The organism is Burkholderia sp. E168m22 (assembly GCF_001319805.1).
Taxonomy (GTDB): Bacteria; Pseudomonadota; Gammaproteobacteria; order Burkholderiales; family Burkholderiaceae; genus Burkholderia; species Burkholderia orbicola.
The window spans coordinates 1-12,434 of the sequence record NZ_BBSK01000116.1 but is presented as its reverse complement, the minus strand read 5'-3'; the positions used below and the strand labels follow the sequence as shown (position 1 = coordinate 12,434).

At 67.1% G+C, this 12,434-nt stretch carries 12 protein-coding genes and 1 pseudogene; 6 read left to right on the top strand and 7 right to left on the bottom strand.

Annotated elements, in window-relative coordinates; all coding sequences use genetic code 11:
- Positions 1-723, top strand: a pseudogene (locus tag AP428_RS27815) (phage tail protein); the annotation flags it as partial.
- A 115-nt stretch (positions 724-838) separates the two neighbouring features.
- Here the strand turns inward: AP428_RS27815 and AP428_RS27810 are convergent.
- The gene (locus AP428_RS27810; RefSeq protein ID WP_011548882.1) at positions 839-2,026 is read right to left on the bottom strand and encodes a glycosyltransferase; all 1,188 of its coding nucleotides are present in this window, start codon (positions 2,024-2,026) and stop codon (positions 839-841) included.
- 402 nt (positions 2,027-2,428) lie between these two features.
- On the opposite strand from AP428_RS27810, the gene ispH reads away from it, so the two are divergent.
- Positions 2,429-3,370: a 4-hydroxy-3-methylbut-2-enyl diphosphate reductase gene (gene ispH, locus AP428_RS27805; protein WP_011548881.1), complete on the top strand. Its 942-nt coding sequence runs from the start codon at positions 2,429-2,431 to the stop codon at positions 3,368-3,370.
- A gap of 12 nt (positions 3,371-3,382) precedes the next feature.
- Positions 3,383-4,543 (top strand): adenosyl-hopene transferase HpnH, encoded by a 1,161-nt coding sequence (hpnH, locus tag AP428_RS27800; protein WP_011548880.1) that lies wholly within the window; start codon positions 3,383-3,385, stop codon positions 4,541-4,543.
- A gap of 157 nt (positions 4,544-4,700) precedes the next feature.
- On the opposite strand, the gene AP428_RS27795 is transcribed toward hpnH, so the two are convergent.
- From AP428_RS27795 to AP428_RS27780, 3 genes are all read right to left on the bottom strand, one after another.
- Positions 4,701-4,961: a hypothetical protein gene (locus AP428_RS27795; RefSeq protein ID WP_006485063.1), complete on the bottom strand. Its 261-nt coding sequence runs from the start codon at positions 4,959-4,961 to the stop codon at positions 4,701-4,703.
- Positions 4,962-5,126: 165 nt separating this feature from the next.
- Entirely contained in the window at positions 5,127-5,606 is a 480-nt protein-coding gene (locus AP428_RS27790; RefSeq protein ID WP_011548879.1) for a hypothetical protein, read from the bottom strand.
- 223 nt (positions 5,607-5,829) lie between these two features.
- The gene (locus tag AP428_RS27780) at positions 5,830-6,207 is read right to left on the bottom strand and encodes a hypothetical protein (RefSeq protein ID WP_011548878.1); all 378 of its coding nucleotides are present in this window, start codon (positions 6,205-6,207) and stop codon (positions 5,830-5,832) included.
- A gap of 488 nt (positions 6,208-6,695) precedes the next feature.
- Between AP428_RS27780 and AP428_RS27775 the strand changes: the two genes are divergently transcribed.
- The 3 genes from AP428_RS27775 to AP428_RS27765 all read left to right on the top strand — a co-directional run bounded on the left by AP428_RS27775 (position 6,696) and on the right by AP428_RS27765 (position 9,011).
- Complete coding sequence (locus tag AP428_RS27775; RefSeq protein ID WP_011548877.1) at positions 6,696-7,049, top strand: DOPA 4,5-dioxygenase family protein; 354 nt, start codon at positions 6,696-6,698, stop codon at positions 7,047-7,049.
- A 118-nt stretch (positions 7,050-7,167) separates the two neighbouring features.
- On the top strand, positions 7,168-7,608 hold the full coding sequence (locus AP428_RS27770) for a nuclear transport factor 2 family protein (protein WP_011548876.1): 441 nt from the start codon (positions 7,168-7,170) through the stop codon (positions 7,606-7,608).
- Positions 7,605-9,011 carry an MFS transporter gene (locus tag AP428_RS27765; protein WP_011548875.1) on the top strand — a complete coding sequence of 469 codons (1,407 nt, stop codon included), beginning with the start codon at positions 7,605-7,607 and terminating at the stop codon, positions 9,009-9,011. Before AP428_RS27770 ends, AP428_RS27765 begins: the two co-directional genes overlap by 4 nt.
- Positions 9,012-9,074: 63 nt before the next feature.
- Here AP428_RS27765 and AP428_RS27760 read toward each other — a convergent pair whose 3' ends face one another.
- The 3 genes from AP428_RS27760 to AP428_RS27750 form a co-directional block, all read right to left on the bottom strand.
- Positions 9,075-9,695, bottom strand: coding sequence for a hemolysin III family protein (locus AP428_RS27760; RefSeq protein ID WP_006480281.1), 621 nt, complete (start codon positions 9,693-9,695; stop codon positions 9,075-9,077).
- Positions 9,696-9,902: 207 nt separating this feature from the next.
- Positions 9,903-10,109 (bottom strand): YbdD/YjiX family protein, encoded by a 207-nt coding sequence (locus AP428_RS27755; RefSeq protein WP_006480280.1) that lies wholly within the window; start codon positions 10,107-10,109, stop codon positions 9,903-9,905.
- A 12-nt stretch (positions 10,110-10,121) separates the two neighbouring features.
- The gene (locus AP428_RS27750; RefSeq protein WP_011548874.1) at positions 10,122-12,200 is read right to left on the bottom strand and encodes a carbon starvation CstA family protein; all 2,079 of its coding nucleotides are present in this window, start codon (positions 12,198-12,200) and stop codon (positions 10,122-10,124) included.
- Positions 12,201-12,434 lie beyond the last annotated feature (234 nt).

Below are 12,434 nucleotides of genomic sequence, written 5' to 3'. Positions count from 1 at the left end.
GCCGAAGCGATTGCCCAGGCCGAAGCCGCCGCGCAACGCCATGCCGAAGCAACCGCCGAAGCCGAAGCCATCACGCAGCGCCATACCGAAGCGATCGCCCAGGCCGAAGCGGCCGCGCAGCACCACGCGAAGGCCATTGCCGACGCCGAAGCGCTCGTCGAGGCCGTCGTCAAGGAAGCCGCGACGAGTGCGGTCGCAGCCACGGCGGTGACGGTCGAAGCCGTCGAGCCGGCACCGGCGGACACGCCGACGACGGAGCCGGCCGTACACGCAACCGCACCGGTCGAGGCCGACGCTGCCGAGGCGTCGACTGCGGCCGTCGAGGCCGAAACCGCGATCGTCCCGGCGGCGCAAGCCGACTCCGCGGTTGCAACCGACACCGCTGCCGCACCGGCCGACAAGGCGACGCTGCACGTCGCGCGCCCGTCCCAGAACGAACTCACGCTGACCATCAACGGCCAGTCGATCACGCTGCATCCGGAACAACTGGGCCAACTGATCGAGGAACTCGCGCACGCGCGTGCGTCGATGCAGCCGGAGCCGCCGCCCGGCATCCCGGCCGGCTGGCGTTTCGTGACGACGAAGAACCCGATGATGGCCGTGCAGAAGCAGTCGAACGGCGACCGCCTGCTGGTCGCCCGCCACACGGGCTACGGCTGGGTGCCGTTTACGTTCTCGCCGGACGTCGTGGTTCAGATGTACATGATGCTGACGCAGCGGTAAGCGCCGGCATCGGCACACGACACAGCCGAAAACGAAACAGCCCGACCGGTTCGCACCGATCGGGCTGTTTGCTTTCCGGCTGCCGGGAGGCATGCCTCCCGGGGCACACTCGGCGTCAGCGATCCACCGGCGCCTGCACGCGCGCCTTCCACTGCCCGCCCTTGCCGCGCCAGTAACGCCACGCGGACGCGAACGTCGCGCCCACATAGAACAGCGCGACGAGCGGCAGCGCGGGCGCCCACAGCGGCGAGCGCCGGTAGTAGCGCAGCATCGGCGCATACGCGGCGCACATCGACGCCCATGCGAGCCAGGCCGGCCACGCACGCGCGCCGTAGGCGAGCGCAGCGACGGGCGGCACCAGATAGATGATCGTCATCCCGAGCAGCGTGCCGGCCAGCAGCAGCGGCGAATAGTGCAGTTGCGTGAACGCGGTGCGCGCGATCATGTTCCAGATGTCGCGCCAGCTGTCGTACGGGCGCAGCGACACGCTGCGATCGGCGAGATCGAGCCGGATCGGATGGCGGCCGCTGCCGCGATGCTTGATCTGCGCGGCGAGGCTGCAGTCGTCGATCAGCGCGCCGCGAATCGATTCGATGCCGCCCGCTTCTTCCAGCGCCGTGCGCTTCACGAGCATGCAGCCGCCCGCGGCGCCGGCCGTCCGGTTGCGCGGGTTGTTGATCCACGAGAACGGATACAGCTTCGCGAAGAAGAACACGAACGCCGGAATCAGCGCCTTTTCCCAGAACGAGTCGCAGCGCAGCCGCACCATCAGCGATACGAGATCGCGATGCTCGGCCTGTGCACGCGTGACGAGCTGCGCGACGGCGTCGGGCGGATGGCCGATGTCGGCATCCGTCAGCAGCAGGTAATCGGCCGGCAGGCCGAGCGTCCGCACCGCCGCGATCCCCTGCGACTGCGCCCACACCTTGCCGGACCAGCCGGCCGGCAACGGCTTCGCGCTCAGCACCGTCAGCCGGTCGGCACGGTTGATCGCGAGCGCGGCCGCGCGGGCCGCGTCGGCGGTACCGTCGTCGCTGTGGTCGTCGACGATGATCAGATGGAAGTCGCCCGGATAGTCCTGCTCGAGCAGCGAAGTCGCCGCACGGGCGATCACGTCGGCTTCGTTGCGCGCCGGCACGACCGCCACGACGGCCGGCCAGCCGGCCTCGGCCGCCGCGCCGCGGGCTTCCGGCGGCAGCGGCCGCGCGGGCTGCGCGCGCCAGAAGCCACCGCGCGCGACGAGCAACACGATCCAGATCACCAGCGACAGGCCGGACACGAGGAAAGCGATCGCCAGCATCATCGGCCTGCCTCCTGCCGGGCGCCGGCGGGTTCGGCATAAATAGGGGTCGGGAACAAAACACCCGAAACCCCACGAGCGGAAGGGCAATACGCGTAAGAATCGACGGTCATCGAAGGGCCTTGAAATGAGCGCGATGGCGGGCAGCCGGAGCGGCCGCCGGCGAAACCGCGCAGTTTACCGGGTTCCGCGCGCGCCAGCGCCGACGCGGCTCTCCCACAATTGCAACGGTGCCGACACAGCACCAAAGCACGGACGGCCCGATAGGGTTAAAATGCGCGATTAATTCGGGGTTCCGGGGCCTGGCCGGCCGGTTCGTTCCTGCCTTCATAACATCAAGCCGGGGCGAGCAAGCGCGTGCCAGCGCCTCGAACCCCGGCGTCTGTCGTCGGAGTTCGCTCACCTATGCGAGTCATCCTTGCCCAGCCCCGCGGCTTTTGTGCGGGGGTTGTCCGTGCGATCGAGATCGTCGATCGCGCGCTGCAACAGCACGGTGCGCCGGTCTATGTGCGTCACGAGATCGTGCATAACCGGCATGTCGTCGAAAATCTGCGTAATAAAGGGGCACGATTCGTTGAGGAACTCGACGAGGTGCCGCACGGCGCTGTCGCGATCTTCAGCGCGCACGGTGTCGCCCAGACGGTCGAGCGCGACGCGCAGACGCGCGGGCTCGACGTGCTCGACGCGACCTGCCCGCTCGTCACGAAAGTGCACGTGCAGGGGCGCCAGTACGTCGCGGCGGGCCGCCGGCTGATCCTGATCGGCCACGCGGGCCACCCGGAAGTCGAGGGCACGATCGGCCAGATTCCGGCCGAGGTGATCCTCGTGCAGAGCGAAGCAGAAGTCGATACGCTGACGTTGCCCGTCGATACGCCGGTCGCGTACATCACGCAGACCACGCTGTCGGTCGACGACACGCGCGGCATCATCGAAGCGCTGCAGCGCCGGTTCACCGACATCGTCGGCCCGGATACGCGCGACATCTGCTATGCCACGCAGAATCGCCAGGCCGCCGTGCGCGAGCTGAGCGAACAGGTTGACGTGCTGCTCGTCGTCGGTGCGACGAACAGCTCGAACTCGAACCGCCTGCGCGAGATCGGCACCGAAAGCGGTGTGCCGAGCTATCTCGTCGCCGACGGCTCGGAAGTGAAGGCCGAATGGTTCGCGGGCGTGCAGACGGTCGGCCTGACCGCCGGCGCGTCGGCGCCCGAAGAAATGGTCGAGGATGTAATCGGCGCGCTGCGCGCGCTGGGGCCCGTCGATGTCGCGACGATGGCGGGCCGTGAAGAAAAAGTCGAATTCAAGTTGCCGGCGAAGCTCACGCAAGCTGTCGCCCGCGAAGTTTAAGGAGGACATCCCTTGTCTATTCCGCTGCTCCAGCAAGTCCGTGTCGGCGCCTACATCGTGCGCCAGCACCTGTCCGGCAACAAACGCTATCCGCTCGCGCTGATGCTCGAGCCGCTGTTCCGCTGCAACCTCGCGTGCAACGGCTGCGGCAAGATCGATTATCCGGACCCGATCCTGAACCAGCGCCTGTCCGTCGAGGAATGCCTGCAGGCCGTCGACGAGTGCGGCGCGCCCGTCGTGTCGATCGCCGGCGGCGAGCCGCTGCTCCACAAGGATATGCCGGAAATCGTCAAGGGCATCATGAAGCGCAAGAAGTTCGTGTACCTGTGCACGAACGCGCTGCTGATGGAAAAGAAGATGGACGACTACCAGCCGAGCCCGTATTTCGTCTGGTCGGTCCACCTCGACGGCGACAAGGAAGCGCACGATCACTCGGTGTCGCAGGAAGGCGTGTACGACAAGGCCGTCGCGGCGATCAAGGAAGCGAAGCGCCGCGGCTTCCGCGTGAACATCAACTGCACGCTGTTCAACGATGCGGTGCCGGAGCGCGTCGCGAAGTTCTTCGACACGCTGGGCCCGATCGGCGTCGACGGCATCACCGTGTCGCCGGGCTACGCGTACGAGCGCGCGCCGGATCAGCAGCACTTCCTGAACCGCGACAAGACGAAGAACCTGTTCCGCGAAATCCTGAAGCGCGGCGAAGGCGGCAAGCGCTGGTCGTTCAGCCAGTCGTCGCTGTTCCTCGACTTCCTGGCCGGCAACCAGACGTACAAGTGCACGCCGTGGGGCAACCCGGCGCGTACGGTGTTCGGCTGGCAGAAGCCGTGCTACCTGGTCGGCGAAGGTTACGTGAAGACCTTCAAGGAACTGATGGAAACGACCGAGTGGGACAACTACGGCGTCGGCAACTACGAGAAGTGCGCGGACTGCATGGTCCACTGCGGCTTCGAGGCCACCGCCGTGATGGACACGATCTCGAACCCGCTGAAGGCGCTGCGCGTGAGCCGCAAGGGCATCAAGACCGACGGCCCGTTCGCACCGGACATCTCGATCGCGAAGCAGCGTCCGGCCGAGTACGTGTTCTCGCGCCACGTCGAGATCAAGCTCGAGGAAATCCAGCGCGCCGGCAAGGGCAAGCTGCAGAAGCCGGCGAAGTCGGCAACGGCCGCTTAAGTCGCGCGTTGCGCCGCGGGAAGGTTCGCGCCTTCGCAGCGGCTGGAATCGAAAAAGCGCCACGGAGTTCATTCGCTCCGTGGCGCTTTTCGTTTTGACGGACACCGTGTGACACGTTGCGCTTGCGCGCCTGCGTGCGAGGGCGAACGTCGGTTGCCTAGCTTCGAGACTCCGCCGCGGCGATCAGTTGCCAGGCGGTCGGCCCCGGATCGAGCAGCGGGTCGGACGGCGGATCGAGATCGTGCGGATGCGCTTCCTCGGACGGCAACGTCTGCGCTTTCGCAATGCCGATTTCGTCGCCGCATACGGTGCATCGATAGATGCCCGCCACCGTCACCTTGCTGCCCGGCGGCAGATTCTCGCTGAATGCGCGGCCACTTCCGCACGTGAAGTAGCCGCCGCTCCTGTATAGCGCCATCGCTCCTCCTGACTGAAACGAATGCGTTCGCGCCGACACGCACGACCGTCGCAAACGCGAGGATGGATCCTCGTCCGGACACGCCGGGCTCCAGTCAAGTCATTAGACGGCGCGCGTCCGCGCGATGGAATGGGACGCGTATGAAACACGGCCCGTGGCAGCCCCTCAATGCAGAACGGCCGGCTCCCGCATCTTCGCCGCGGCCTGCGCGACCAGCCCCGGCTGTTCGGCAGAAGCGAACGTGCACACATGACGCCACAGCTCCGCCAGCCGATGCCGCGTGAGCGTCGCGACGCACGCGTCGTTCGCGGTAAGCACGCGTTCGAGCACCGCGCATTCGTCGTCGTGCAGCGCCCATGCGCCGCTTTGCACGGCGCGCGCCACGCTCGCGTCCAGCACGCGCTCCGCGTCGACGCACAGGTCGATGGTCGCGTCGGGAGAGACCGCATCGTCGAGCGCGAGGAACACCAGATACACGCTCGTGCGCAGCCGCATCAGCAGCGTTTCGCTACCGTGCTCGCCGCGCAGCGCGACCAGCGCCATGTGGCATTTCAGCGAGATGTCGCGGGCATGCGCGGGCGGCAGCGGCAGCAGCCATTCGCGCGTCAAAGGCGGATGGCGGCGGCCTTTTCGGGCCGCCTTCATGATTCGCCCTCGCTCGCGGACGCATCGTCCTCCCCCACGCCCGGCCAGGCGCTACGGCACACGACGGCGCCGCGGCCCGCGTCGCGCAGGGTGTTCGCCCGGCGTCGCATGCCGTGCATATCGGCGCGCCGTCGCGTCGCGCCCGCTTCCGGCAGCCTGCGTATCGCCGGCGCACGCCACACGCCGGACAATCGGTTGGGGCATGCCATGTTCGTCTCCTGCATCAAAACGTGTTCTCGCCCTTCAGGTAATACGCGGTTTTCACGAAGAACGCCTTCACCGGATGGCCGGTCTGCGCGTCGCGGGCCGCCCGCGCTTGCATCGCGGCCTTCTCGTCGGGCCACCGGTCGGGCATCGGGTTGTACACGCGTTCGAGTGCACGCTGCATCGCGAGCGGATAGTTCTGGTTGCCGGCCGTCGTCGCGCGATAGCCGGCACGCGTCATCTGCATCAGTTGCACATCGGTTTCGGCACGCGCCGCCGACCAGGTCAACGGCGCGGCATGCGGGATGTCGCCGGCACCGATCGACTGCGCAAAGGCGACGGCAGGCAGCGCAACGAGTGCGCAGGAAAGAACAGCAACGGGAACGAGGGATCGCATAATGGCCTCCAGATGGTTGTCCCCGCATCGATCCATCATCGATGCGTTGAAACCATCGTATGTCGGGCCGCATCCCGCTTGAATAGCCGAATCCGCAATTGTTATTTTCAGGTGCGGCATTCGGCGTGCGCGCCGCGTCGTTCGCGAATTCCGCCGACATGGAATTTCTTTATTTCATTCAACGACCTGATCGGATTTCTACCGACGATCCGGTGGGTACTCGCCCGGCTCTTTCAATTTCCGAAATGGCGTGTTGCCGGTGCGATGCCGGCCGGTGCGCCTGCCCGCAAGGCTCCGGCGTGATATCGCGCACGCGGATACCGCCAAAGTGATTTGATCGGATCAGCCGATTCTTCTGATGCAGGACAAATCATCCGCATCGGCTTTCCGGATTGAGACACGACGCAAGCAGCAAGGACGCGCGATAATCACGCATCGGCCGTTTCGCACGGCATCTCAGGCATTCCCTTTTTTAATCGAGTCTTTCCATGGCTGCCCTCGACACTACCGCCATCGACAGCTGGCACGCGCACGTCTATTTCGATGCGGCGAGCCGCGACGCGGCCTGGGCGTTTCGCCAGGTCGTCGACGCGCGGTTCGGCGCGGTCATCGAACTCGGCCGCTTTCACGAACGCCTCGTCGGCCCGCATCCGGCCTGGTCGTACCAGATCGCGTTCGACGCCGCGCGCTTCGACGACATCGTGCCGTGGCTCGTGCTGAACCACGGCGCGCTCGACATCTTCCTGCATCCGAATACGCACGACGAACTGCGCGACCATCGCGATTGCGCGGTGTGGATCGGCAAGTCGTATACGCTGAATCTCGACGCGCTGGCCGGCTAAGGGCCGACGCCCGACCGCCTTCGCCACGGCAGGGCATCCACGTTTCGGGTCGACGTGAAACGTCCCGCGGCGGCACGCCCCTACAGTGGTTTCCGTGATCGACTTCCGGAAACCCGCCATGACACCCGCAGACACCGACGCCAACGCCCGGCGTATCCATGAAGACTGGCACGCAGCCGTCGTCGCCCGCGACTTCGACGCGCTGATGTCGCTGTATGCCGACGACGCGGTGCTCGAAACGCCGCTCGTCGTCGCCACGCTGCCCGCGCACGGCTCGGGCGTACTGCACGGCAAGGCCGCGATCGGCGCATTCTTCGCGGCCGGCCTGCGCAATCCGGACAACCAGCTCGGGCGCTGGTACCGAACCGGGCTGTTCTTCTCGAACGGCCGCCAGCTCGTCTGGGAATACCCGCGCGCAACGCCGGACGGCGACCAGGTCGATCTCGTCGAGGTGATGGACCTGCGCGACGGGTTGATCGCGCATCACCGCGTGTACTGGGGATGGGTCGGGTTCAATGCGTTGCGGGCCGCCGCGTCGCCGTCGCCCGAACGCGCATGACGGCCGCCGTACCTGATCAGGCCGCCGCGCGCCGCGTGCTCGCCGCGACCTGCGTGAGCTACATGCTCGTGCTGCTCGATGCGTCGATCGTCAACGTCGCGCTCACCGACATCGCGCACACGTTCGGCAGCCGCGTGGCCGGTCTGCAATGGATAGTGAACGCTTACACGCTGGCGTTCGCGAGCCTGTTGCTGACGGGCGGCACGCTCGGCGACCGGCTCGGCGATCGCACCGTCTATGTGGCGGGGCTGGCCGTCTTCGTCGCCGCGTCGGCCCTGTGCGGCGTCGCGCCGACCTTGCCGGCGCTCGCGGTCGCCCGCGCGTTGCAAGGCGTCGGCAGCGCGATGCTGGTGCCCTGCTCGCTGGCGCTGATCAATCGCGCGTTCCCCGAACCGGCCGCGCGCGCTTCGGCGATCAGCGTGTGGATGGGCTGCGGCGGCATCGCGATGGCGTCGGGTCCGCTGATCGGCGGCTTGCTGATCGATCTGTCCGGATGGCGCAGCCTCTTCTTCGTGAACCTGCCGCTCGGACTCGCCGGCATCTGGCTCGGCCGAACGGTCGCGCCCGCCGCCGTCGACCGGTCGCGGCAGTTCGACTGGGGTGGCCAGGCGGCGGCCATCGTCGCGATCGGGGCGCTGATCGGCACGCTGATCGAAGGCCCGTCGCTCGGCTGGCGCTCGGCGCCGATCGTCGGCGGCGCGATGGCCAGCGTCGTCGCGTGGATCGCGTTCATCGCGATCGAGGCGCGGCGCCGCGCACCGATGCTGCCGCTCGCGTTCTTCCGCAACCGGCTGTTCGCGGGATCGACGTTCGTGTCGATGGCGTCGGCGTTCGTGTTCTACGGCTTGCTGTTCGTGCTCAGCCTGTTCTATCGGCAGGTTCGCGGCGCCAGCCCGCTCGATACGGGGCTCGCGTTCCTGCCGATGACCGCGATGGTCGCGCTCGGCGGCCTCACCTCGGGGCGGGTCGTTGCACGCTTCGGCGCGCGCGGGACGATGTGCGCGGCGTTCGGGCTCTACGCGGCGGGCGCGCTCGGGATAACGGCCATCGGCGCGACGACGCCCGCGTGGCTTGCGGTCGCGCCGATGCTCGCGATCGGTTTCGCATCGGGCTTCATCTCGCCGGCCGCGACGGCGCCGGCGCTCGGGACGATCGATCGGCCGCGCGCCGGCGTGGCGGCAGCCGTGCTGAACGCGGCACGGCAAAGCGGATCGGCGCTCGGCGTCGCAATTTTCGGCGCGTGCATCGCGACGCTGCAACCGTTCCCGGTGGCGGTACGGGTGGTGCTGACGTTGGCCGCCGGATTGTCGGTGCTCGCCGCGGCAACGTGGTGGCTGACGGCGCAGGCAGCGCCAGCAACTGCCGAAACGACCGCCCCTCTGCGAGCCGCCGCGCGCCGCTAGCGCCTTCCCCGGCGGGCACGCCGCTCGCCGGGGGTTACCGACCGGCTCGACGCCCCATGCCGCTTACGCGACATACATCGCGACACTGACGAACTGGCACAGGCTGCCGGCCAGCACGAACAGGTGCCAGATGCCGTGCCCGTGGCGAATGCGTTCGTCGTTGATGAAGAAGTAGATCCCCGCGCTGTAGATCACGCCGCCGGCCACGAGCCATGCGGTGCCGATCGGCGGCAGCGCATGGATCAGCGGACGCACGGCGACGAGCGCGAGCCAGCCCATCAGCACGTAGAGGATCATCGACAGCAGGCGGGTGCGGCGCCCGAGCGTGAGTTCCTGCACGATGCCGAACACGGCGAGCCCCCAGCTCACGCCGAACAGCGACCAGCCCCACGGGCCGCGCAGCGTGACCAGCGTGAACGGCGTATAGCTGCCGGCGATCAGCAGATAGATCGCCGCATGGTCGCATTTCTGCAGGATCGCCTTCAGGCGCGGGTTGCGCACGCTGTGATATGCCGTCGAGATCGCGTAGAGCAGGATCAGCATCGCGCCGTACACGCTGAAGCTCACCACCTTGTACGGGTCGCCTTCGAGCGCGCCCATCGTCACGAGCGCGACGAGACCCGCCACCGACAGCACCGCGCCGACGAGATGGGAAATGCTGTTGAAACGCTCACCGACATGCACGACGTGTTCTCCTGCGGTCCATCGGAAAAAGAAAGTGCCCCAATGATACCGGCGGCCGGACGCCGCCGCGCTGCGCCCGGGCAAACGGCACGCGAGCACCGTGCGATGCGCGCCGCCGGCCCGCCAAAGAAAAAGCGCCGCGACATCCGTCGCGGCGCTTTCGTTTCGATACCGGGCTGATTCATCAGGTCATTGCAACGGCCCGGTTCAGCAACACTTCCCCGCTCCCGAGCCGTACCGCGCATTCTGACGCTCGCGGAAGAATTCCTCGTACGTCATCGGTTCGCGGTCCGGATGGGTTTCGCGCATGTGCGCGACGTAGGTGTCGTAGTCGGGCAGGCCGACCATCAGCCGCAACGCCTGCCCGAGGTAACGCCCCGCGCTGCGCAGGTCGCTGCCAAGATCGCTGAACATCGCGGCCTCTCCTCAACGTCCGCTGCCGAGCGCCTGCGCGGCCGGCATCGCTTCGTACGGCGTCTCGCGCACGGTCGGCTTCGACTCGCGGCGCGCGCGCAGCACGGCGATCACGCCGTACACCGCGATGGCCACGACGACGAAGATGAACAGCCCGGCCAGCGCCGCATCGATGTAGTCGTTGAAGATGATCCGTTTCATCTGCGCGATCGACTTCGCCGGCGCGAGCACCTTGCCTTCGTCCACCGCGGCCTGCAGCTTCGCGGCGTGCGCGAGGAAGCTGACCTTCGGGTTCGCGTCGAAAATCTTCTGCCAGCCGGCCGTCAGCGTGCAAATCAAGAGCCATGCGGTCGGCACCATCGTGACCCACGCATAGCGCTCGCGCTTCATCTTGAACAGCACGACGGTGCCGAGCACCAGCGCGATCGCGGCGAGCATCTGGTTCGAGATGCCGAACAGCGGCCACAGCGTGTTGATGCCGCCGAGCGGATCGACCACGCCCTGGTACAGGAAGTAGCCCCACGCGGCCACGCACAGCGCGGTGGCGACGAGGTTCGCGGGCAGCGACTCGGTGCGCTTGAGCGCCGGGTGGAACGTGCCGAGCAGATCCTGCAGCATGAAGCGGCCCGCACGCGTGCCCGCGTCGACGGCCGTCAGGATGAACAGCGCCTCGAACAGGATCGCGAAGTGATACCAGAACGCCATCATCGCTTCGCCGCCGATCACCTGGTGCAGGATGTGCGCCATGCCGACGGCCAGCGTCGGCGCGCCGCCCGCACGCGCGATGATCGTCGTTTCGCCGACGGCCTTGGCCGTCTGCGTCAGCATGTCGGGCGTCAGCACGAAGCCCCATTGCGTGACGGTGTTCGCGACCGCTTCCGGCGTCGAGCCGAGCACCGCGGCCGGCGCGTTCATCGCGAAGTAGATGCCCGGTTCGATCACGCACGCGGCGACCAGCGCCATGATCGCGACGAACGATTCCATCAGCATCGCGCCGTAACCGATGAAGCGCGCATTGGTTTCGTTGTCGATCAGCTTCGGCGTCGTGCCCGACGAGATCAGCGCGTGGAAGCCCGACACCGCGCCGCACGCGATCGTGATGAACAGGAACGGGAACAGGTTGCCCGACCACACCGGGCCCGAGCCGTCGACGAACTTCGTCAGCGCGGGCATCTTCAGTTCCGGTGCGACGACCAGGATGCCGATCGCGAGGCCGAGGATCGTGCCGATCTTCAGGAACGTCGACAGGTAGTCGCGCGGCGCGAGCAGCAGCCACACCGGCAGCACCGATGCGACGAAGCCGTAGCCGATCAGGATCCACGTGAGCTGCGTGCCGCTGAACGTGAACCACGCGGCAACCGCCGGCGAGGCGGCCACGTTCTGGCCGAACGCGATCGCCGCCATCAGCCCGATGAAGCCGATGATCGACACTTCGCCGATGCGGCCCGGACGGATGTAGCGCGTATAGACGCCCATGAACAGCGCGATCGGAATCGTCGCGGCGACGGTGAACGTGCCCCACGGCGAATTGGTCAGCGCCTTCACGACGATCAGCGCGAGCACCGCGAGGATGATCACCATGATCAGGAACGCGCCGAACAGCGCGATCACGCCGGGCACCGTGCCGAGCTCCATCTTGACGAGGTCGCCGAGCGAACGGCCGTCGCGACGCGTCGAGATGAACAGCACGATGAAATCCTGCACCGCGCCGGCGAACACGACGCCGGCCAGAATCCACAGCATGCCGGGCGTGTAGCCCATCTGCGCGGCGAGCACGGGGCCGACCAGCGGCCCGGCGCCGGCGATCGCGGCGAAGTGATGGCCGAACAGCACGTACTTGTTGGTCGGCACGTAGTCGAGGCCGTCGTTGTACTTGACCGCCGGCGTCATCCGCAGCCCGTCGAGCTGCATGACCTTGCTGGCGATGAAACGGCTGTAGAAGCGATACGCGATCAGATACACGCAGACTGCGGCGATCACGATCCAGAGGGCACTGACGCGCTCGCCGTGCGCGAGTGCGATCGTGCCGAATGCGAACGCGCCAAGCAGCGCGACCGCGATCCATAGCAGGGTACTGGAAGCCCGATTCATGGCGTCTCCTGGTCTCCAATGTGTTTTTGAGTGGATGCGGCGAGGGGCCGAACCCGCGTGACGTCGATGCGTCGTGCCGCAGCCTCGCGGAGACCGCAGCGATGGGCCGTAGTATTCCGCGCGACGGGGGCCACTTACAAGCGGATAACTACGTATGACGATCTACGTAGAATTACGTAGAACGTTTGGCGTGTGCGCGCTGTCGGCGTTGGTTTGCATAAATTTGTTCCCAAA

Coding starts and splice junctions, on each gene's coding strand:
- AP428_RS27810 (WP_011548882.1), bottom strand. CDS start 2,026: ATGATGCTGGCGATCGCTTTCCTCGTGTCCGGCCTGTCGCTGGTGATC.
- ispH (WP_011548881.1), top strand. CDS start 2,429: ATGCGAGTCATCCTTGCCCAGCCCCGCGGCTTTTGTGCGGGGGTTGTC.
- AP428_RS27795 (WP_006485063.1), bottom strand. CDS start 4,961: ATGGCGCTATACAGGAGCGGCGGCTACTTCACGTGCGGAAGTGGCCGC.
- AP428_RS27790 (WP_011548879.1), bottom strand. CDS start 5,606: ATGAAGGCGGCCCGAAAAGGCCGCCGCCATCCGCCTTTGACGCGCGAA.
- AP428_RS27780 (WP_011548878.1), bottom strand. CDS start 6,207: ATGCGATCCCTCGTTCCCGTTGCTGTTCTTTCCTGCGCACTCGTTGCG.
- AP428_RS27775 (WP_011548877.1), top strand. CDS start 6,696: ATGGCTGCCCTCGACACTACCGCCATCGACAGCTGGCACGCGCACGTC.
- AP428_RS27770 (WP_011548876.1), top strand. CDS start 7,168: ATGACACCCGCAGACACCGACGCCAACGCCCGGCGTATCCATGAAGAC.
- AP428_RS27765 (WP_011548875.1), top strand. CDS start 7,605: ATGACGGCCGCCGTACCTGATCAGGCCGCCGCGCGCCGCGTGCTCGCC.
- AP428_RS27755 (WP_006480280.1), bottom strand. CDS start 10,109: ATGTTCAGCGATCTTGGCAGCGACCTGCGCAGCGCGGGGCGTTACCTC.
- AP428_RS27750 (WP_011548874.1), bottom strand. CDS start 12,200: ATGAATCGGGCTTCCAGTACCCTGCTATGGATCGCGGTCGCGCTGCTT.